The organism is Myceligenerans halotolerans, assembly GCF_054782975.1.
The window spans coordinates 73551-94783 of sequence record NZ_BAAGRL010000010.1 but is presented as its reverse complement, the minus strand read 5'-3'; the positions used below and the strand labels follow the sequence as shown (position 1 = coordinate 94783).

The window sequence follows — 21233 nt, the reverse complement described above, 5'->3', positions numbered from 1 at the left end:
CATAGCCGCGAGGAGTGACGTGGGCCACGCCTCGCGGTCACGCCGGCGCGATGTGGCGGACCGTGACCGCGCTCTTCTCCTTCGGGGTCCGCCCGCCCTCCACGCCGACGAGTTCCAGCTCGCCCTCGCCGAACAGGTCCACGCGCCCGCCGGTCTCGACGTCGACCGTGGCCCGCTGCCCGTCGTCGGACCGGACGAGGAGACGTGCCGTCGGCACGCCGTCGCGGGGACCGGCGATCATGACGCCGATACGCGTGGCACCGATCCGCGTCTGGGCGCTCTGCTTCACCCGGAAGACGGGACCCGCCCCCGGCTTCGTTCCCGTGTCGTCGGGCATGGCCGTTCCTTCCACTCGCTCGCCGGCGTCGGTCACGACATCGACCCGCCGTAGGTCACCGTCTCGAAGTTCTCATAGAACTCGTCCGCGGTCATGGTGATCGTCCCCGGCTTGTGCTCCCCGTCGCCGCCCGTGCCACCGGCCGGGCCCCACGGGTTGACCAGGGTGACCGTCTTGCCGTCGGACGAGACGCTCTCCACGGTGTAGACGTGGTTCTGCACCACCTCCTGGTCCGGTGGCGGATCACCGAACCAGCCGCCGCCGTCCGGGCTGGAGGCCACGACCGGTTCGCCGTTGTCCAGGCGCTCGCCGATGGACTCCAGGCTCGGCGGGTCCTGCCACGCCCAGAACGGGTCGAGCGAGTCGCTCGACGTGTCCTGGCCCGTCATCATCTCCAGCGCCCTGGCGGGGTTGTCGTACTCGATGTCGTCGTACTCGCCGCCCAGGAACTCCACGGCGGCCTTCTCGTAGATGGAGATCCACGACGGGTCGCCGTTCGGGGCCCCGGCGGCGTCCTCGTACACGTTCGAGTCCACGGTGATCTCCACGGGCTCGCCGTTCTCGTAGAACGTCACGGTGTAGGTGCCGTCCTCCGCGTCGTACTCGATGTGCTCCCGGATCCACTCCGGGTTCTGCTCGGCGATGGCGCCCGCCGAGGCGAGGAACCAGCAGTCGGCGAGACTGCCCTGATCGATCTCGCTCGCGTCGATCGCCTGATCGTCGAGGGACACCTCCCCTGCGTCCTCCATGTCGCCGAGGTCGCCGGCCGCCTTGTCGCCCTGGCCGTCGGGCGAGCTCTGGTCCGTGCCCTCGGGCGCCGGGCCGCGGGCAGTGCCGGGGACACCGCCGCCGTCGTACGAGTCGCTCGTCTGCTCCTGGTCGTCCGCGTTCTCGATGGCCCGCTGCCCGGCCTCCGACAGATTCTGCGCGGCCGCGCGCAGGGCCGCGGCGTGGACCGTGCGCCACTCGTCGGCGAACATCTCGTGGTCCGGGCCGAACCAGTCCGCCGCGGTCACCGCGTCCGTGACCCTGCCGACGGCGGCCTCGAGCACGTCACCGTGCCGGACCATCGTGTTTCCCAGCACTCGCAGCGCCTCGATATCCGCGCCGTATATCTCCGACATCCCCGGCATCCTCCCTTGTCGGGGGCCACTGTAGAGCACCGCGGGGAGCGTCACGACCAGCAGGGAGGGGCACTTCGCCCACGGCGCCGACGTCGCGGATCGACCGGCAGACAGCCTCCGCCCTGGTCGCGAGGCGCCTCCAGCCGGGGTTGTGCTGTTTGTCACACGGTGCTGCGCGCCGGCGGGGGCTCCGTGGCACTGGCCGGTCGTTCGCCGCGACGCCGGAGCCAGGCGGCCAAGGTCACGAAGGGTCAACGATCTAGCCAGTTTCCGCCCGGAAACCGTATGCCGGAGGCGGCATGCTTGGCACATTTTTCTGGCACTCGACGGATGGGGCAGCCCCCGGCGGAACGGCCTGCGGAGAGGGAGCTCGCGACATCAAACGGTTCGAGGGTCTAGGCCCTCTTTGCCGGATATGCGAGTCTTAGTGGCAGTTACCCACACGAGGCGAACCCCAGGGGTGATCTCCGTGCCGACCAGCGCAAACGCCACAAACGCCACGGCCACCTACGACGACATCGCACCGCTGATCTGTGTCACCCGACCGTACTACGCCCTCGAAGACCTTCACAGTGTCACGCCCGGGCGTGTCACCGCTGTCGTCCCCATCCAGGCACCACCCGGACGCCAGACCCAGGTCATCGGCGTCGGAGAGGTCGGCCGCCACCTGGCCGTCCTCGGCCTGTCCGCCGCGGCCACGAGCAGCCCGGTCGCCGGGCGCCACTACTACCTCGCGCACCGCACCGTGGGACGCATGTACCCGGCCGGCGAGACACCCGCTCCCGGCCCGCTGATCGGGACCGCGGTGGTCCAGGGGCGCAACCGCCGGCAGGTCGTCGTCCACACGGAGCTGCGCGACTCCGCCGGGGCCCTCATCGCCCGGATGGACGTGCAGTACAAGGTGATGGCGGCCGCGGTGTTCCGCCGCGTCATGGGCCCGCCCGCCGAGACCGACGCCGACTCCCCCGAGAACCCGTACGCAGCCCCGATGCCCGTCAGCGACGTGTCCGTGCACGAGCAGTGCGGCAACGCGAAGCTCGACGTCCGGGCCGAGATGTGCCGCGGACACTTCGACGGCTTCCCCGCCCTGCCCGTCTCGATGGCCAGCTACGCCTCGTTCGAGGTGTTCCACCGGGTGCTCGACCTGGCCGCCGGCCCGGACTCCCGCTGGCGGTGCGGCGCGTTCCGGCTGAAGGCGGAGCACCTGGCGATGGCCGGGCAGACGTGCACGGTCGAGATCGAGCCGACCAAGCCCCGCCTCGCCTCGCAGGCGTTCAGCGGCAGGGTGCGCACGGCCGAGGAGCGGACGGCGGTCCACATCTGGGTCGACTACGACGTGGTCTGACCGACGGCACGGCACTCGTGGGCGCACCACCGCCCGCGCCCCTCACCCCGCGACGGCGGCCTTGCGTCGTCGCGCCTTGGTCTTCGCGGTGCCCGTGACCTTCGCGGCCTGCGACTCCCCGTTCGCCGGTGCGCCCACGAGCACCGTGCCGTCGAGGATCTCCGCGAGGAAGGTCCCCGTGTGCGACTCCGGCACCTGGGACACCGCTTCCGGCGTCCCCTCGGCCACGACCATGCCGCCGCCGGAGCCACCCTCCGGACCCATGTCGACGACCCAGTCGGCGTTCTTGACGACATCGAGGTTGTGCTCGATGACGATCACCGAGTTGCCCTTGTCCACCAGCGACTGCAGCACGCCGAGCAGCTTGCGGATGTCCTCGAAGTGCAGGCCGGTGGTCGGCTCGTCGAGCACGTAGATCGTGCGGCCCGTGGACCGCTTCTGCAGCTCGGTGGCCAGCTTCACGCGCTGCGCCTCCCCGCCGGACAGGGTCGGTGCGGGCTGCCCGAGCCGGACGTACCCCAGGCCAACGTCGACCAGCGTCTTCATGTAGCGCGAGATCGCGGGGAACGCCTCGAAGAACCCGGCGGCCTCCTCGATCGGCATGTCGAGCACGTCGGCGACGGTCCTGCCCTTGAAGTGCACCTCGAGGGTCTCGCGGTTGTAGCGGGCGCCGTGGCACACCTCGCACGGCACGTACACGTCGGGCAGGAAGTTCATCTCGATCTTGATCGTCCCGTCGCCGGTACACGCCTCGCAGCGCCCGCCCTTGACGTTGAACGAGAAGCGCCCCGGCCCGTAGCCGCGCACCTTCGCCTCGGTGGTCTCCGCGAACAGCTTGCGCACCCGGTCCCACACGCCCGTGTAGGTGGCCGGGTTGGACCGCGGCGTGCGCCCGATCGGCCCCTGGTCCACGTGCACCACCTTGTCGAGGTGGTCCATGCCCGTGACCCGCGTGTGCCGGCCGGCCACCTGCCGCGCCCCGTTGAGCTCGTTCGCGAGCACCGTGTGCAGGATCGAGTTCACCAGCGTCGACTTGCCCGACCCGGACACGCCCGTGACCGCCGTGAAGATCCCCAGCGGGAACGACACGTCGATGTCCCGCAGGTTGTTCTCGCGCGCGCCGATCACCGTGAGCCTGCGGCCCGGGTCCACGGGCCGCCGCACGGCCGGGACGGGGATCTCCCGCTTCCCCGACAGGTACGCGCCCGTCACGGACTCGGCCGACTCCAGCAGGCCGGCCAGGTCGCCCGAGTGGACCACGCGCCCGCCATGCTCCCCCGCGCCCGGCCCCACGTCGACGATCCAGTCCGCCGAGCGGATCGTGTCCTCGTCGTGCTCGACGACGATCAGCGTGTTGCCCAGGTCCCGCAGCCGGGTCAGCGTGTCGACGAGCCGCCGGTTGTCGCGCTGGTGCAGCCCGATCGACGGCTCGTCCAGCACGTACAGCACGCCCACCAGACCCGACCCGATCTGCGTGGCGAGGCGGATCCGCTGCGCCTCCCCGCCCGACAGCGTGCCGGCGGGGCGTTCGAGGGTGAGGTAGTGCAGCCCGACGTCGAGCAGGAAGCCGAGCCGCGCGTGGATCTCCTTGAGCACCTCGGCCGCGATCTGCCGCTCGCGCTCCCCCAGCTCGAGGCCCTTGAGGAACTCCGCCGCGGCGGCGATCGGCAGGCGGCACACCTCCGCGATCGACCGGCCGCCCACCTTCACGGCCAGGACCTCGGGCTTGAGGCGCGCACCGTCGCACACGGGGCACGGCACCTCCCGCATGAAGGCCTCGTACTTCTCCTTGGACCAGTCGGAGTCCGTCTCCCGGTGCCGCCGCTCCAGGAACGTGATGACGCCCTCGAAGCCGGTCGAGTACTGCCGCTCCCGGCCCCAGCGGTTGCGGTACCGCACCTGCACCTCGTGGTTGCGCCCGTGCAGCACGGCCTCCCGCGCGCGCTCCGGCAGCGCGCGCCAGGGCGCGTCCATGTCGAACTTCATCTCCTCCGCGAGCGCCGTCAGCACCCGCTCGAAGTACTCGCTGGAGGTCTGCGCCCACGGCACGACGGCGCCGTCGCGCAGGGACCTCTCCTCGTCCGGCACGACGAGGTCCGGGTCCACCTCCAGGCGGAAGCCGATGCCGGTGCACTCGGGGCACGCGCCGTAGGGGGCGTTGAACGAGAAGGTGCGCGGCTCGATCTCGTCGAGCGCGAGCGGGTGGTCGTTGGGGCACGAGCGCTTCTCGGAGTACTTGCGGAACCGGTCGGGATCGTCCGCGTCGAGGTCGACCAGGTCGATCATGACAAGGCCGCCGGCCAGCCCGAGTGCCGTCTCGACGGAGTCGGTGAGCCGCCGCTGCACGCCCTCGCGCGCGACGAGCCGGTCGACGACGACCTCGATGTCGTGCTTGAGCTTCTTCTCCAGCGACGGCGGCTCCGTGAGCTGGACCACCTCGCCGTCGACCCGGGCACGGGAGAAGCCCTTGGCGCCGAGCTCCTTGAACAGGTCGGCGTACTCGCCCTTACGGCCGCGCACGACGGGCGCGAGCACCTGGTAGCGCGTCCCCTCGGGCAGTTCGAGCACGCGGTCGACGATCTGCTGCGGTGTCTGGGACCGGATCTCCTCGCCGCACACCGGGCAGTGGGGCGTGCCCGCCCGGGAGAAGAGGAGGCGCAGGTAGTCATACACCTCGGTGATGGTCCCGACCGTCGAGCGCGGGTTCCGGTTCGTGGACTTCTGGTCGATCGACACCGCGGGGCTCAGGCCCTCGATGAAGTCGACGTCGGGTTTGTCCATCTGGCCGAGGAACTGGCGGGCGTACGCGCTCAGCGACTCGACGTAGCGGCGCTGGCCCTCGGCGAAGATCGTGTCGAAGGCGAGCGAGGACTTCCCGGACCCGGACAGGCCCGTGAAGACGATCAGCGCGTCCCTGGGGAGATCCAGGTCTGCGTTCTTGAGGTTGTGCTCACGCGCACCAGATACGACCAGCCGATTGCTCACGCGAGCATCCTAGGCCGAGAGTCTGACATTCGCACGCGTGTTCTACGACACGTTCGTGAGCGGCCGCCCGTCTCCTCAGGCGAATCCGCCGATCACGACCGTCCACTCGCGGACGGAGCGCGCTGTGACCAGGCCTTCCTTCCGGAACGGATCCTCGTCGAGCATCCCGAGTACCGCCGCCGGCGAGTCCGCCTCCAGGACGAGGAGCGCGCCGCCGGGCGTCGTCGTACCGTCCTCGGAGGTGGCCGCGGGCTGCGGGCCCGACGCCCGGAGCGTCCCGGCCTCGTGCAGGCCTCGCAGGAAGGCGCGGTGGTCCGCGCGGTGCGCGTCCAGCGCGGCGGCGTCGTCGGCGTACACGTAGGTCACGGCGTAGGTCGTCATACGGGTCATTCTGCCGGGTCGGGCCGCTGACGACGCCGGTCGTCCGCCGCGGAGGGGCGACACCGGCGCCCGCCCCCGGCCTCCCGGGGGCGGGCGCCGGCGCCTCACGCGGTGCGCCCGGGCCTGCCCGGGCACACGCGGCGGAGCGAGCGGGTCACGCGTCCGCCGCGGTCTCCGCCACCTCGGCGTGCGCCAGCGTCACGAGCGCCTGGGCGTTCACGGCGTGCTGCCACTTGCCCAGGTCGGCGACGCTCTTGATCTTGAGCGCGGCGAGCGCCTCGTCGTGCTTGGGGCTCAGGCCGAGCAGAGCCGACGGCGGGGCGGCGAGGATCTCGTTGATGCTCTTGCCGCGGAAGTCCTTGTCGACGAGGTTGTCGAGGTTCAGGCTCAAGGCTTGCCTTTCGTCGTTGCGGTCGTGTCTCCGGCCGGGTGAGAACCGGCCGCCCGCAGGATGTCGTGATCCGCCCCGATATGCAACATCCGCCGGATACCGGACGTCCCGGTGCGGGCGCCGCGCGCCCGGTCACGGGCCCGCGGGAGGAAAGGCGCACACCGGATGCAGCACCTCCAGGTGCGCGGACGACCGGAACCCTGGCAGACTCCGTTCATGGCGCCCTACACCGGTGATGTTGTCACGGGCTGCGATCCCGAGGTCCGCCTGCTGGACGACATCGCGATCCACAAGATGTCCGTGGGTCCCATGGACAGCAACGCATACCTCCTGACCTGCCATGCGACCGGCGCACAGCTCCTGATCGACGCTGCCGCCGACCCCCAGTCGCTCATGGACCTGATCGACATGTCCGAGGGCGACGGGCCGGGCGACGGCCCGCTCGACGCCGGCCCCCCGCTCGATCTCGTCGTCACGACGCACCGGCACGCCGACCATTTCGGGGCGCTGGCCGACATCGTCGCCGTCACGGGCGCGCGGACGGTGGCGGGCGCGGACGACGCCGCCGCCATCGCCCACGACACCGGCACCCCGATCGACATCACCGTGTCCGACGGCGACACCATCACCTTCGGGGCGATCACGCTCGCCGTGATCCACCTGCGCGGGCACACGCCGGGCTCGATCGCGCTGGCCTACACCGAGCCCGACAACGTTTCCTTCCACGGCGCCGTCACCGGGCGGACCCACCTGTTCACCGGCGACGCGCTGTTCCCGGGCGGCCTGGGGAACACGCACGACGACCCGAACCGCTTCGCGACCCTGCTGGGCGACGTCACCACCCGGATCTTCGACCGGTACCGGGACGACACCTGGGTCTACCCGGGCCACGGACTCGACACGACGCTCGGCGCGGAGCGTCCGCACCTCGGCGAGTGGCGCGAACGAGGCCGGTGACGGCGACGCCCGGCGGGCCGGGCGTCGCCGGCCGGCTCACGCCTTGCGGCTCTCCTCGAGCTCGGCGGCGCGCCGGTCGCTGCGGTCCTTGAGGAGGGACGCGACGGTCGTGATCGCCAGCACGACGACGATGAAGATCAGCGAGAACGACGTCGGGATGTCCGGGATCAGGTCGACCTCGTGGCCGCCGTTGATGAACGGGACCTCGTTGAGGTGCAGTGCGTGGTTGACGAGCTTGATCCCGATGAAGCCCAGGATCACGGCGAGGCCGTAGTTGAGGTAGACGAGCTTGTCCAGCAGGCCGTCGATGAGGAAGAACAGCTGCCGCAGCCCGAGCAGCGCGAACGCGTTGGCCGTGAAGACGAGGTACGCCTCCTGCGTGAGGCCGAAGATCGCCGGGATGGAGTCCACGGCGAACAGGAGGTCCGCGGAGCCGATCGCGATCATGACGACGAGCATCGGGGTGATCATCCGGCGCCCGTCGACCCTGGCGGCCATCCGGTCCCCGACGTACGAGTCCGTGACCGGGAAGACCCGGCGCACCAGACGCAGCAGGCCGTTCTCGTGGTACTCCTCGTCGTCGCCGCCGCCCTTGGCCTGCGACCACGCGGTCCACAGGAGGAAGATGCCGAACAGGTAGAACACCCAGCTGAAGTGCGCCACCAGGGTGGCGCCGAGCATGATGAACACGGTCCGCATGACGAGCGCGATCGTGATGCCGACCAGCAGCACCTTCTGCTGGTACTCCCGCGGCACCTTGAAGCTGGCGAGGATGAGCACGAACACGAACAGGTTGTCCACGCTCAGCGACTTCTCGGTGACCCAGCCGGCGAAGTACTCCCCGCCGTACTGCGGACCCCACGCCCACCACACGATCCCGCCGAACCCGAGCGCGATCAGGACGTACACGAGCGACCAGCGCCCCGCTTCGGCGATGGACGGGAAGTGGGACTTGCGGACATGGCCGAAGTAGTCGACAGCGATCAAGGCGATGATCGCGAGGACGGTCAGGCCCCAGGCCCAGACAGACACGTTCATGAGATTCAACCTCCGGTGGACAGCGTCAGACACCGGAGGTCTCTCCCTACCCGCGAACACACCGCCGTCATGTGACAGGCGATCTGCTGAGCGAGCCGGTCCGCCCGGGGCGACATCGTTGTCACCCGTACTGACGAAACGAACCGTTCCGGGATACTCCCCTCCTGCCGGAAAGTGTACGCGACCATTGCCTTCACGCGAAACGTGAGCTGGCTCTCGTTCCCGTCGCGCGGCGGGCGGGGCTCACGCCGTCGCGGCCTGCATCTGCCGCAGCTCCTTCTTCAGGCCCGAGATCTCGTCGCGCAGGCGCGCGGCGACCTCGAACTGGAGCTCGGCCGCGGCGCCGTGCATCTGCTCCGTGAGCTCCTGGATGAGCTCGGCCAGCTCGCTCGCCGCCGCGCCCGCGAGCCGGTTGCCCGTGGCCGCGCCCTCCTTCGGCGCGCCAGGAACCGGCGCCCTGCCGCGAGCGCCCCCGCCCGCGGCCTTCCGGTAGCCACCGGCCAGCAGCTCCTGGGTGTCGATGTCCTCCCGGGCCAGCATGTCGGTGACGTCCGCGATCTTCTTGCGCAGCGGGGTCGGGTCGATGCCGTTCGCCTCGTTGTACGCGATCTGCTTGGCCCGGCGACGGTCCGTCTCGTCCAGCGCCTGCCGCATGGCCGGGGTGATCTTGTCGGCGTACATGTGCACCTGGCCGGACACGTTGCGGGCCGCGCGGCCGATGGTCTGGATGAGGGACCGGCCGGAGCGCAGGAAGCCCTCCTTGTCCGCGTCCAGGATCGCGACCAGGGACACCTCGGGCAGGTCGAGGCCCTCCCGCAGCAGGTTGATGCCGACCAGCACGTCGAACTCGCCCAGCCGCAGCTCGCGCAGCAGCTCGACCCGGCGCAGCGTGTCCACCTCGGAGTGCAGGTACTGCACGCGGACGCCGCGCTCCAGGAAGTAGTCGGTGAGGTCCTCCGCCATCTTCTTGGTGAGCGTGGTCACGAGCACGCGCTCGTCCTTCTCCACGCGGTCGCGGATCTCGCCGAGCAGATCGTCGATCTGGCCGGTGGTCGGCTTGACCACGACCTGCGGGTCCACGAGGCCGGTCGGCCGGATGACCTGCTCCACGACGCCGTCCGACAGCGCTCGCTCGTAGTCCCCGGGGGTCGCCGACAGGTACACCGTCTGCCCGATGCGCTCGGTGAACTCCTCCCACCGCAGCGGCCGGTTGTCCATGGCGCTGGGCAGCCGGAAGCCGTGGTCCACGAGGGACCGCTTGCGCGACATGTCGCCCTCGAACATCGCCCCGATCTGCGGCACCGTCTGGTGCGACTCGTCGATGACCAGCAGGAAGTCCTCGGGGAAGTAGTCGAGCAGGGTGTTCGGCGCGGTGCCGGGCGCGCGCCCGTCGATGTGCATCGAGTAGTTCTCGATACCGCTGCAGGTGCCGATCTGCCGCATCATCTCGATGTCGTAGGTGGTGCGCATGCGCAGCCGCTGCGCCTCCAGCAGCTTGTTCTGCCCCTCCAGCTCCGCGAGCCGCTCGCCGAGCTCCGCCTCGATCCCGGTGATCGCCCGCTCCATCCGCTCCGGCCCGGCCACGTAGTGCGTGGCCGGGAAGAGGTGGACGCTCTGCTCGCTCCGCACGACGTCACCGGTCAGCGGGTGCAGGGTCTGGATCGACTCGATCTCGTCGCCGAACATCTCGATACGCACCGCGAGCTCCTCGTACACCGGGATGATCTCCACGGTGTCGCCCCGCACCCGGAACGTGCCGCGGGTGAACGCGGTGTCGTTCCGGGTGTACTGCATGGTGACGAACTTGCGCAGCAACTCGTCGCGGTCCACGACGTCGCCGATGTCGAGCCGCACCATGCGGTCCACGTACTCCTGCGGCGTGCCCAGGCCGTAGATGCACGACACCGACGCCACCACGACCACGTCCCGCCGCGTCAGCAGCGACGACGTCGCGCTGTGCCGCAGCCGCTCCACCTCGTCGTTGATCGACGAGTCCTTCTCGATGTAGGTGTCCGACTGCGCGATGTACGCCTCGGGCTGGTAATAGTCGTAGTACGAGACGAAGTACTCCACCGCGTTGTTCGGGAGCAGCTCGCGGAACTCGCTCGTGAGCTGCGCGGCGAGCGTCTTGTTCGGCGCCATGATGAGCGTGGGCCGTTGCAGCTTCTCGATCAGCCACGCGGTCGTCGCGCTCTTGCCCGTCCCGGTGGCGCCGAGCAGGACGACATCCTTCTCCCCCGCCTGGATCCGCTCGGTGAGCTCGGCGATCGCCGACGGCTGGTCTCCGGCGGGCTGGTACTCGGAGACGACCTCGATGGGGGCGACGGTCCGTTGCAGATCGGTGACGGGGCGCATGGTCCTACGGTAGTTCGACTGTCTGACAGTGTTCTCCCGAGCCGTCGGGCTCAGTGCTCCGCCCCGGCTGCGACCGCCGTCTCCTGCGGCTCCCCGCGCGCCGCGGCGAGGGACGTGGTCAGCACGATCCGCAGGGCGGCGGCCAGGGTGTCCAGTGGCAGCCCCGGGTCACCATCAACCGCCTCCTCCGTCATCCGCGGCACATGCACGAATCCCGTCACGCCGTCGCCGAACGCCTCGCGCACCGCGTAGAACAGGGCGTTGCAGACGAACGTCCCAGCGGTGTTGGAGACGGTCGCCGGGATCCCGGCCTCCCGCAGCGCGGCCAGCGCCGCCTTCACGGGCAAGCCGGTGAAGTGGGCGGCGGGCCCCGCGTCGACGAGCGGCTCGTCGGCGGGGACGTGACCGGCGTTGTCGGGGATGCGCGCGTCGGCCACGTTGATCGCGACCCGCTCCAGACGGATCACGTCGGTCTGCGCGGCCAGCCCGACACCGACGACGACGTCGTACGGTGCGCCCTCCTCCCGCGCGGCCAGCATCGCCTCCCGCACCGGAGCGAACGCCCCGCCGAACGTGACGGGCAGCAGCAGCGTGTCCAGCGCCGCTCCCCCGGTCTCCGCGCGTCCGCTCTCCGCCTCCCAGGTCGCCGCGAGCCGTGTCACCGCCTCGGCCGACGCGTTCACGCCGTCGCCGCCGAACGGTTCGAACCCCGTAACGAGCGCCCTCATGCGCCCGCCGCCCGGCTGTCGTGCAGGGCCGCGTCGTCGGCCTCGGCCTCGGCCTCCTGCGCGACCTCGCGCTGGGCTCGCTCCCACAGGGCGTCGACCTGTGCGTTCAGGTCTTCCTCGCGCCCCGTGCCGTCGAGCACGACGTCGGCCGCGGCGAGCCGGTCCTCGTCGCTCGCCTGTGCCGCGATGCGGCCGCGCGCCTCCTCCGCGTCCATGCCCCGCCCCTCGACGAGGCGCTCCAGCCGCTGCTCGGCCGGCGCATGCACCACGACGACGAGATGGAACGCCTCCGCCTGCCCGGTCTCGACGAGCAGAGGGATGTCGTGCACGACGACGGCTCGGGGGTCCCGCGCCGCCGCCTCCGCCTCGTGCTCGGCGGACAGCCGGTGTACCTCGGGGTGCACGATCGCGTTGAGGCGTTCCCGTGCGTCGTCGTCGGCGAACACCAGGCGGCCGAGCGCGGGGCGGTCCAGGCTGCCGTCGGCCCCGATCACCTCGGTGCCGAAGGCCTCGGCGATCTCCTCGAGTCCGACGGACCCCGGGGCGACGGCGGTGCGGGCGAGCTGGTCGTGGTCGACGACGACGGCCCCGAGATCGGCGAGGCGACGTGTGGCGACCGACTTGCCGGCGGCGATCCCGCCGGTGAGGCCGATTCGGAACATACCCCTATCCTGCCTGACGCCCGGACGTTCCGCCCTGGTTGCGCGATCGCCCACGATATGACCGATCGAGGATCGGGCCGGGTACCACGGGCGGCGATGACCAGTGCCTCGAAGCTCAGCACGTCGACCTCGGTGGGCCACCGGGCCGGTCAGCCGGCGACCGGACGAGCCGCCGTCAGACGCGGGCCGCCGTGCGGGCCGCGGTGCGCTCGGGAGTGAAGGCAACGGGCAGCGTGGCGGGGTAACGCGACCACGGTGAGGGCGCCCACGTGACCTCGGGGTCGGTCAGCCGCAGGTCCAGGCGCTTCATGAGGCTCTCCACGGCGATCTTCACCAGGAGCCGCCCCGGCCGCTTGGCGGGGCACGCATGCGGTCCGACGCCGAACGCCAGGTGCGACTGGTTGCCCGCCTCGAACGGCTCGTCCGCCGCTCGCACGCGCGGGTCGTTGTTCGCCGCGGCCACGCCCATCACGATCGCGTCACCGGCCTTGATGCGGGCCTGGCCGAGTGTGCAGTCCGTCACGGCGTACCGGGCCGGCAGATTCGCGACGGGCGGCTCACGCCACAGTGTCTCGTCCATCGCGTCGTCCAGACCGCGGCGCACGCCGGTGACCCGGCCGGTGTACCGGGGGTCGGTCAGCATGCGGCGCAGCGTCGCCGCGATCCAGGTGATCAACATCTCGTTGGCCGCGCAGATCGCCACCACCATGGTGTGCCCGATCTCGATGTCGTCCTCGAATGCCGGGTGCTCGATGAAGCGGGCCGTGAGGTTCTGTCCCGGCTGCGCCCGAGTCGCGGCGACGTGGTCCAGCACGATCCGGTCCATCGTCTCGAGAGCCGCGACGGGGTCACCCCCGTGGCCGAAGATCCCCATCGCGCAGCGCACCAGCGCGAAGCCCTGTCCCTCGTCGAACCCGAACATGCCGGACACGGCCAGAAATGACACCGCCGCCGCGTACTCGCCGATCAGGTCGGCGTTGCCCCGGGTTGCGAACGAGTCGATCAGCCCGTCGCAGACGCCGCGGACCAAGGCCGCGGTGCGCACCTCGTCCATGCTCGAGAACGCCTCGTCCACCGGGAGCCGCAGCCGCCGGTGCTCCGCGCCGTCCGCGAAGTACAGGTTCCGCCGTCCGGTCGGAGACAGGATGGCGTGCAGGTTCGACTCCGGCGGTAGCTGCTCTCTCCAGTGCCGCGGGTCGCGGGCGAAGAGGCTCTCTCTACGCATCACCGCCATGACCTCGGCATGCCCCAGCACGAGCCAACCGGGAACCCCGGGTTCGAGATCCACCGGCGCGACGGGCCCCCACTCGTCCTGCAGCTTCCGCAGTGCCGCGGCCATGTCCTCCGCGCCGGTCAGGTCGACCAGTGCTACCCGACCTCCGCTCCGCTGCGGTTCCCGGTCAGACATGACCCTCCACTCGTCGCCATTCATCGAGTTGTCCATCGACTCATCCATCAAGATATGGGCGACCTGCATAGACGCCGATCTTGGGTTTTTATCACAAGTAGCGGGGAACGCGTAATACGCCCGTGGTCCGTGAGGACTATGCGACGTGAGCCCCACAGCGGGCCGGTCCAGAACCCGACGCGGCCTGAGGAAGCCGCCGCCCTGGGTGGACGACGACGGCCCGCCGACCCCCGGAGGGGCGGCGGGCCGTCGGACGGGCTCAGGTCAGTTGCCGGTCAGCTTCTCGCGAAGCGCGGCGAGCGCCTCGTCCGAGGCGAGCGTCCCGGGGCCCTCCTCCTCGACCGGAGTCGACGAGTAGGACGAGGACGAGGACGACGACGCGGCCGCCGGGGCCGGAGCCTCGGTGGCGGTGTCGGTGTCCGCGGCGAGCGCCTCGGCGACCTGCTTGCGGTGCGCCTCCCAGCGGGCGTGCGCCTTGGCGTACTCGGCCTCCCAGGCCTCGCGCTGCGTCTCGAAGCCCTCGAGCCACTCGTTGGTCTCGGGGTCGAAGCCCTCGGGGTACTTGTAGTTCCCCTGCTCGTCGTACTCGGCGGCCATGCCGTACAGCGCGGGGTCGAAGTCCTCGGACTCCGGGTCCACGCCCTCGTTGGCCTGCTTGAGCGACAGCGAGATCCGGCGGCGCTCCAGGTCGATGTCGATGACCTTGACGAAGACCTCGGCGCCGACCGCCACGACCTGCTCGGCGAGCTCCACGTGGCGCACGGCCAGCTCGGAGATGTGCACGAGGCCCTCGATGCCGTCCTCGACGCGCACGAACGCACCGAACGGGACGATCTTGGTGACCTTACCGGGCACGACCTGGCCGATGGCGTGGGTGCGCGCGAAGGTCTGCCACGGGTCCTCCTGCGTCGCCTTCAGCGACAGGGAGACACGCTCGCGGTCGAAGTCGACGTCGAGCACCTCGACGGTGACCTCCTGGCCCACCTCGACGACCTCGGACGGGTGGTCGATGTGCTTCCAGGAGAGCTCGGAGACGTGCACGAGGCCGTCCACGCCGCCCAGGTCGACGAACGCACCGAAGTTGACGATCGAGGAGACCGTGCCGGGGCGCACCTGGCCCTTCTGCAGGGTCTGCAGGAAGGTGGAGCGCACCTCGGACTGGGTCTGCTCCAGCCAGGCGCGGCGCGACAGGACCACGTTGTTGCGGTTCTTGTCGAGCTCGATGATCTTCGCCTCGATCTCCTTGCCGACGTACGGCTGGAGGTCGCGGACGCGACGCATCTCCACGAGGGAGGCGGGGAGGAAGCCGCGGAGGCCGATGTCGAGGATGAGGCCACCCTTGACGACCTCGATGACGGTGCCGGTGACGACGCCGTCCTCCTCCTTGATCTTCTCGATCGTGCCCCAGGCGCGCTCGTACTGGGCGCGCTTCTTGGACAGGATCAGGCGGCCTTCCTTGTCCTCCTTCTGGAGGACCAGGGCCTCGACGTCGTCACCGACGGCGACGACCTCGCCGGGGTCGACGTCGTGCTTGATCGAGAGCTCCCGGGAAGGGATGACGCCCTCGGTCTTGTAACCGATGTCGAGGAGAACCTCGTCACGGTCCACCTTGACGATCGTGCCTTCGACGATGTCACCATCGTTGAAGTACTTGATGGTGGCGTCGACGGCGGCAAGAAAGTCGTCCTCGGTGCCGATGTCGTTGACGGCGACCTGAGGCGCAGACTTCGTGGTGGAGATGGTCATTGAGTTCGATGCTCCGATGCGGACATGACGTAGTGCGGACAAGGACAGATGATGGTGTGCGGCGCCCATGAGTGGGCGCACGGCACCGCCGAACATCCTAGCCATGGCAGGCGGGGGCGGTCAACGCGAGAGGCCGGCCGCCCCGGCGGGGTGCGAGAACGCCCGGCGGTTCAGAGCGCGAGCTCCAGGTCCTTGCCGGGGATCGCGTCGAGCAGGGTCCGGGTGTACTCCGTTCGCGGCGAGTCGAACACCTCGTCCACGGTGCCCTCCTCCACCAGCCTGCCGTCCTGCATCACGAGCACGCGGTCGGCGATCTGCCGCACCACGGCGAGGTCGTGCGTGATGAACAGGTACGTCAGGCCCAGTTCCGCCTGCAGCTCGGCGAGCAGCCGCAGGATCTGTGCCTGCACGACGACGTCGAGCGCGGAGACCGCCTCGTCGCAGACCACGAGCTCCGGCTTGAGCGCCAGGGCCCGGGCGATCGCCACGCGCTGGCGCTGGCCGCCCGACAGCTCCGACGGGAACCGCCGCAACAGGCCCTTGCCGAGCGCCACCTGCTCGGCGAGTTCCTCGACCCGCTCCCGGCGTGCGTCCGGGTCGCCGAAGCGGTGCGCCCGCAGGGGCTCCTCGATGGCCCGGAACACGGAGTACATCGGGTCGAGCGACGAGTACGGGTCCTGGAACACGGGCTGGACGCGGCGCCGGTAGGCGATCCGCTCGGCCTGGTTCGTCCCGCCGGCGGGCCGGCCGTCGAAGTGGATCGTGCCGGCGGTCGGCGTCTCGATGTCGAGGATCATCCGCGCCAGCGTGGACTTGCCCGAGCCGGACTCGCCCACCACCGCGACGGTCGAGCCGCGCGGGACGTCGAGGCTCACGCCGTCCACGGCCGTGAAGTCCTTGCCGCGCCCCAGCAGGCCCTGCCCGCGGATGCGGAACACCTTCGTGACGTCCCGCACGCTGACGAGCGGCGCGCCGGCGCCGCCCGCGCCGCCGTCCTCGTGCGCCAGCAGCGTCTGGTCGAGGACGTCGTCCAGCCCGCGTTCGCGCGCGATCTCGATACGTCGCGACGCCAGCGACGGCGCCGACGCCATGAGCCGCCGCGTGTACTCGTGCCGCGGGTTCATCAGCACGTCGCGCGCCGGCCCCTGCTCCACGATCTCGCCGCGGTACATGACCACGACCTTGTCGGCCCGCTCGGCGGCCAGGCCGAGGTCGTGCGTGATGAGCAGCACGGCGGTGCCGAGCTCGTGGGTCAGGTCGGACAGCTGGTCGAGGATGCCCCGCTGCACCGTGACGTCGAGGGCCGACGTCGGCTCGTCCGCGACCAGCAGCGACGGGCGGCCCGACAGGCCCATCGCGATGAGCGCGCGCTGCCGCATGCCGCCGGAGAACTCGTGCGGGTACTGCGAGGCGCGGCGGCCGGCGTCGGGCAGCCCCACCTCGTCGAGCAACTCGACCGTGCGGACGCGCGCGTTGCGGCGCGTCCGCAGGCCGTTGTCGATGAGGCCCTCGTCGATCTGCCGCCCGATCCGCATCACCGGGTCGAGGTTGGTCATCGGATCCTGCGGGACCAGACCCAGGTCGGTGCCGCGCAGGCGCGCCAGGCGCTGCGAGCCGGCCTGACCGAGGTCCTCGCCCTGGAACCAGATGTGCCCCTCGGCCACGGAGCCGTTGCTCGCGAGCAGCCCGAGGACGGCCATCGCGAGGGTCGTCTTGCCCGACCCGGACTCGCCGACGATCGCCACCGTCTCGCCACGGCGGACGGTCAGGTTCGCGTCGCGCACGACGCGTGCCGCGCCGCCCTCGGTACGGAAGTCGACGGCCAGGTCCTCGATCCGCAGCACGACGTCGGCCGCGTCCGCGCCGGGGCCGGTGTCCGCCGCGGCGGTGGGTTCGTTCATCGTGTCCTTCTCGTCGCTCATCGCCGGGTCCTGTTCCGCGGGTCGAGGGCCTCGCGCAGGCTCTCGCCCACGAGGGTGAAGCCGAGGGCGGTGATCGCGATGCAGACGCCGGGCAGGATCGCCAGGCGCGGTGCGACCGCGAGCTCCTGCTGGGCCGCCGTCAGCATCCGGCCCCACTCCGCCGTGGACGGCTCGCCGCCGCCCAGGCCCAGGAAGGACAGCGCCGCGGCCTCGATGACCGCCGTCGCGAGGGTCAGCGTGGCCTGCACGATGACCGGTCCCACCGAGTTCGGCAGCACGTGGCTCATCGTCACCGAGCGCCGCGTCAGGCCGAGCGCGGAGGCCGCCAGCACGTAGTCCTGCCCGCGCTGGGCGAGCATCGACCCGCGCAGCAGCCGGGCGAAGATCGGTACCTGGACGACGCCGATGGCCACGATCACCGACATCTGCGACTGGCCCGCGATCGCGGCGATCGAGACGGCCAGCAGCAGGGAGGGCACCGACAGCATGAGGTCGACCAGGCGCATGGCGGCGAAGTCGACCTTGCCGCCGAACCAGCCCGCGAGCAGGCCGATGAACATGCCGCCGGTCAGGCCGAAGAGCGTCGAGACGACGCCGACCAGCAGGGAGGCGCGAGCGCCCCAGATCAGCTTGGAGAACACGTCGCCGCCGTACCGGTCCAGGCCGAGCCAGTACTCGGCCGACGGCCCGGGGATGGACGTGGGCCGGATCTCCGAGCGCCCGGGCAGTTCGTGCGGGCCGTAGGGCGCGATCAGCGGCGCGAGGACGGCCACGATCACGAACGCCGCCACGATGGCGAACCCGGCGATCGCCACGGGGTTCCTGCGCAGCGTGCGCCAGGCGCGCCGCCACACGCCCTCGCCGGAGTGGTCGGCGCCGGACGTGCCGCCGTCGTCGCCGTGGATCGACGCCGGTTCGTGCAGGGGCGCGTTCGCCGCGCCGCCGCCGGGCCCCGAGGTGGGGGGAAGCTCGTTGGCGCTCACTGCTGCCTCCTCAGGCGCGGGTCGATCAGCCCGTACGACACGTCGACGAGCAGGTTCACCAGGGCATACGTCACGGCGATGAGCAGGACGAAGCCCTGCAGCACCGGGTAGTCGGCGTTGAACACCGCTTCGGCGAGGAAGCTGCCGATGCCGGCGAACGCGAAGACCGTCTCGGTGAGCACCGCGCCCGACAGCAGCAGTCCCACCTGGAGCCCGATAGTGGTCATCACGGGCAGCATGGCGTTGCGCAGGATGTGCTCGGTGCGCAGGCGTGCGGGCTTGATGCCCTTGGCGCGGGCCGTGCGCACGTAGTCCGCGTTCTGCACCTCGGACACCGCGGCGCGGGTCATGCGGGCGATGATCGCCAGCGGGATGGTGCCCAGCGCGATGCCCGGCAGGATCAGGTGTACCAGCGCGTCCCAGGCGGCGTCCCACTCGGCGGTGAGTATCCCGTCCAGGACGTAGAAGTTCGTGGGATGTGTGGCCACCATCGTCGGGGTCATCCGGCCACTGGTCGGGAACCAGCCCAGCTCCACGGCGAAGAAGTACTTGAGGATGAAGGCGAGGAAGAACACCGGCACCGTCACGCCGATCAGCGACACGACCACGGCGGTGTGGTCGATGACGGTGCCCGAGCGGCGCGCCGCGAGGTAGCCGAGCGGGATGCCGACCCCGATCGCGAAGATCAGGGCGACCACGGTCAGCTCGATCGTCGCGGGGAAGCGGTTGATGAACTCCTCCAGCACGGGACGGCCGCTGCGCAGCGACGTCCCGAAGTCGCCCTGCAGGAGGCGGAGCAGGTATTTGCCGTACTGGACGATCAGGGGCTGGTCGAGCCCCATCTCGGCCTCGATCGCGGCCGCCGCCTCCGGCGTGTACCGCTCACCCAGCATGGCCGTGACCGGCCCGCCCGGCAGCGCCCGCACCCAGGCGAACAGCAGTACCGAGAGCCCCAGGAGGAGCGGTATCAGGAGCAGCAGCCGCTGCCCGACGAGTCTGAGCATGTGATCGCTTTCTTCGCGCCATCTCCTGCGGTTCCGCTCCGGGCGCGTGCCTCGTTCCTCGGCCCGCACCCTGCGCTGCACCGCACGTCGATGCCAATGGTCCTTCGGTTCGTTCCGTGGCACATGGATGCCCGTACCCGGCGACGGTCGGCCGCGGGCACGGGCATCGATGTTACGGCCTGTGGAGGCCGTGAGATGTCACGCTCACTCGAACGTGATGCTGCTGTACACCTCGTCCTGCACCGGGGAGATCGGGTAGTCGATCACGTTCGGGGCGACGACCAGGGTCGGCACCGGGCTCGCGATCGGCACGCCGGGCAGGAAGTCCATGAGGACCTCGTTCGCGTGCTCGAAGGCAGCCTCCTGCTCGTCGACCGGCGCGTTGCGGGCGTCGTCGATCGCCTCGAACACCTCGGACTCGTCGAAGCCCCACTCCAGGGACTCCGAGCCGAAGAACGTCCCGATGAAGTTGTAGGTGTCGTTGTAGTCGCCCGTCCAGCCCAGCAGGTGCAGGCCGTGGTTCTCGCCGCCCTGGATGGTGTCGATGTACGTCGGGCTCCACGGCTCGGCCGTCGCCGTGACCGTGATGCCGACCTCCTCGAGGTCCGCGGAGATGGCCTCGAAGATCGCGGCGGGGTCCGGCATGTACGGACGCGAGACCTCGGTCGGGTAGTTGAACTCGACCTCCAGGTCCTCGGCACCCGCGTCGGCGAGCAGGTCCATCGCCAGCTCGGGGTCGTAGTCGTAGGTGGCGACGTCGTCGGAGTAGCCCGACACCGTGGACGGGATGAACTGGGTCGCGACCTCGGTACCCGCGGGCAGTGTGGCCTCCGCCAGGCCCTCCTTGTCGATCGCGTGAGCGATCGCCTGCCGCACGAGCGGGTCGTCCAGCGGCTCGGCGGCCTGGTTCATGCCGAGGTACAGGATGTTGAAGGCGGGGCGGTTGTGCAGCGTGAAGCCCGCCTCGTCCAGCGCGTCCACGTCGGCCGGGGCGACGAGGTCGTACCCGTCGATGTCACCGGCCTCGAGCGCCTGGCGGCGCGCGGTGCCGTCCGCGATCGTCGTGAAGATGATGCGCTTCACGTCGGCGATCTCGTCGCGGTAGTCGTCGTAGGCCTCGAGCGTGACGCTCTCGCCGGACGCCCACTCGACGAACTGGTACGGGCCGGTGCCGACGGGGTGCTCCTGGCCGTAGTCGGTCAGCTGCGGCGCGTCCTCGGTGCCCTGCACGTCGTCGGCGCCGTACTCCTCGAGCGCCGTCGGCGACTGCATGGACAGCGACGGGAGCGACAGCGCGGCGATCAGCTCCGGGACCGGGGCGTTCAGCGTGACGACGGCGGTGCCGGCGTCGGCCGCCTCGCAGGAGTCGTACTTGCTGTCGTCGCCCGGGCCGCCGAACACGACCTTGTAGTAGTACGAGAGGTTCTCGTGGGCGGCGAGGCCGGTCCAGTCGTACCAGCGGTCGAAGTTGGCGCACACGGCCTCGGCGTCGAAGTCCGTGCCGTCGTGGAACGTCACGCCCTCCAGCAGGTGGAAGGTGTACTCCAGACCGTCGTCGCTGATGTCCCAGCTCTCCGCGAGCAGCGGCTCGGGCTCCGCGGTGCCGGGCGCGACACCGACCAGCCCCTCGAAGATCTGCCGCGCGACCCGGAACGACTCGCCGTCGGAGGCGAAGGCGGGGTCGAGCGTGGCAGGCTCGGCCGACGCGGCGAACACGAACGTGTCCTTCGTGCCGTCACCGCCGGAACCCTCGTCGTCGCGCTCGCTCGCGACGCAACCGGACAGCGCGACGGCGCCGGCAGCCGCGAGCGCGACAGGCGCCCCCAGCCGGCGCAGTGAACCCAGACGCATGGCGTCTCCTTCCATC

17 protein-coding genes are annotated in these 21233 nt (G+C 70.6%); 2 read left to right on the top strand and 15 right to left on the bottom strand.

Annotation, left to right across the window (positions count from 1 at the left end):
- Window positions 1-37: 37 nt before the first annotated feature.
- On the bottom strand, window positions 38-337 hold the full coding sequence (locus tag ACYVK5_RS08515) for a hypothetical protein (protein ID WP_460703807.1): 300 nt from the start codon (window positions 335-337) through the stop codon (window positions 38-40).
- Between the two features lie 32 nt (window positions 338-369).
- A complete protein-coding gene (locus ACYVK5_RS08510; protein WP_460703805.1) occupies window positions 370-1461 on the bottom strand; it encodes a C2 family cysteine protease in 1092 nt (363 codons plus the stop codon).
- 469 nt (window positions 1462-1930) lie between these two features.
- Here ACYVK5_RS08510 and ACYVK5_RS08505 point away from each other — a divergent pair, with 469 nt between their 5' ends.
- Window positions 1931-2806: a hypothetical protein gene (locus ACYVK5_RS08505; protein ID WP_460703803.1), complete on the top strand. Its 876-nt coding sequence runs from the start codon at window positions 1931-1933 to the stop codon at window positions 2804-2806.
- A gap of 42 nt (window positions 2807-2848) precedes the next feature.
- Here the strand turns inward: ACYVK5_RS08505 and uvrA are convergent, their stop codons facing one another.
- From uvrA to ACYVK5_RS08490, 3 genes are all read right to left on the bottom strand, one after another.
- The gene (uvrA, locus tag ACYVK5_RS08500; RefSeq protein WP_460703801.1) at window positions 2849-5791 is read right to left on the bottom strand and encodes an excinuclease ABC subunit UvrA; all 2943 of its coding nucleotides are present in this window, start codon (window positions 5789-5791) and stop codon (window positions 2849-2851) included.
- 75 nt (window positions 5792-5866) lie between these two features.
- Entirely contained in the window at window positions 5867-6172 is a 306-nt protein-coding gene (locus ACYVK5_RS08495) for a YciI family protein (RefSeq protein ID WP_460703799.1), read from the bottom strand.
- Window positions 6173-6326: 154 nt separating this feature from the next.
- Entirely contained in the window at window positions 6327-6563 is a 237-nt protein-coding gene (locus tag ACYVK5_RS08490; RefSeq protein ID WP_460703797.1) for a hypothetical protein, read from the bottom strand.
- A 216-nt stretch (window positions 6564-6779) separates the two neighbouring features.
- On the opposite strand from ACYVK5_RS08490, the gene ACYVK5_RS08485 reads away from it, so the two are divergent.
- A complete protein-coding gene (locus ACYVK5_RS08485; RefSeq protein ID WP_460703795.1) occupies window positions 6780-7520 on the top strand; it encodes an MBL fold metallo-hydrolase in 741 nt (246 codons plus the stop codon).
- 36 nt (window positions 7521-7556) lie between these two features.
- Here the strand turns inward: ACYVK5_RS08485 and ACYVK5_RS08480 are convergent, their stop codons facing one another.
- The 10 genes from ACYVK5_RS08480 to ACYVK5_RS08435 form a co-directional block, all read right to left on the bottom strand.
- A complete protein-coding gene (locus ACYVK5_RS08480) occupies window positions 7557-8558 on the bottom strand; it encodes a TerC family protein (protein ID WP_460703793.1) in 1002 nt (333 codons plus the stop codon).
- Between the two features lie 243 nt (window positions 8559-8801).
- A complete protein-coding gene (uvrB, locus tag ACYVK5_RS08475) occupies window positions 8802-10913 on the bottom strand; it encodes an excinuclease ABC subunit UvrB (protein ID WP_460703791.1) in 2112 nt (703 codons plus the stop codon).
- 50 nt (window positions 10914-10963) lie between these two features.
- Entirely contained in the window at window positions 10964-11641 is a 678-nt protein-coding gene (locus ACYVK5_RS08470) for a pyroglutamyl-peptidase I (RefSeq protein ID WP_460703789.1), read from the bottom strand.
- The gene (gene coaE / locus ACYVK5_RS08465) at window positions 11638-12303 is read right to left on the bottom strand and encodes a dephospho-CoA kinase (protein ID WP_460703787.1); all 666 of its coding nucleotides are present in this window, start codon (window positions 12301-12303) and stop codon (window positions 11638-11640) included. The genes ACYVK5_RS08470 and coaE overlap by 4 nt, the downstream gene beginning before the upstream one ends.
- Window positions 12304-12478: 175 nt before the next feature.
- Window positions 12479-13711, bottom strand: a complete 1233-nt coding sequence (locus ACYVK5_RS08460) for a cytochrome P450 family protein (protein ID WP_460703785.1) — start codon at window positions 13709-13711, stop codon at window positions 12479-12481.
- A 264-nt stretch (window positions 13712-13975) separates the two neighbouring features.
- Complete coding sequence (rpsA, locus tag ACYVK5_RS08455; protein WP_460703783.1) at window positions 13976-15457, bottom strand: 30S ribosomal protein S1; 1482 nt, start codon at window positions 15455-15457, stop codon at window positions 13976-13978.
- Between the two features lie 170 nt (window positions 15458-15627).
- Window positions 15628-17379 (bottom strand): dipeptide ABC transporter ATP-binding protein, encoded by a 1752-nt coding sequence (locus ACYVK5_RS08450; protein ID WP_460703781.1) that lies wholly within the window; start codon window positions 17377-17379, stop codon window positions 15628-15630.
- Window positions 17376-18302: an ABC transporter permease gene (locus ACYVK5_RS08445; protein ID WP_460703960.1), complete on the bottom strand. Its 927-nt coding sequence runs from the start codon at window positions 18300-18302 to the stop codon at window positions 17376-17378. Before ACYVK5_RS08445 ends, ACYVK5_RS08450 begins: the two co-directional genes overlap by 4 nt.
- Before the next feature lie 56 nt (window positions 18303-18358).
- Entirely contained in the window at window positions 18359-19366 is a 1008-nt protein-coding gene (locus ACYVK5_RS08440) for an ABC transporter permease (protein WP_460703779.1), read from the bottom strand.
- Between the two features lie 204 nt (window positions 19367-19570).
- Window positions 19571-21217, bottom strand: a complete 1647-nt coding sequence (locus tag ACYVK5_RS08435) for an ABC transporter substrate-binding protein (protein WP_460703777.1) — start codon at window positions 21215-21217, stop codon at window positions 19571-19573.
- Between the last annotated feature and the right edge of the window lie 16 nt (window positions 21218-21233).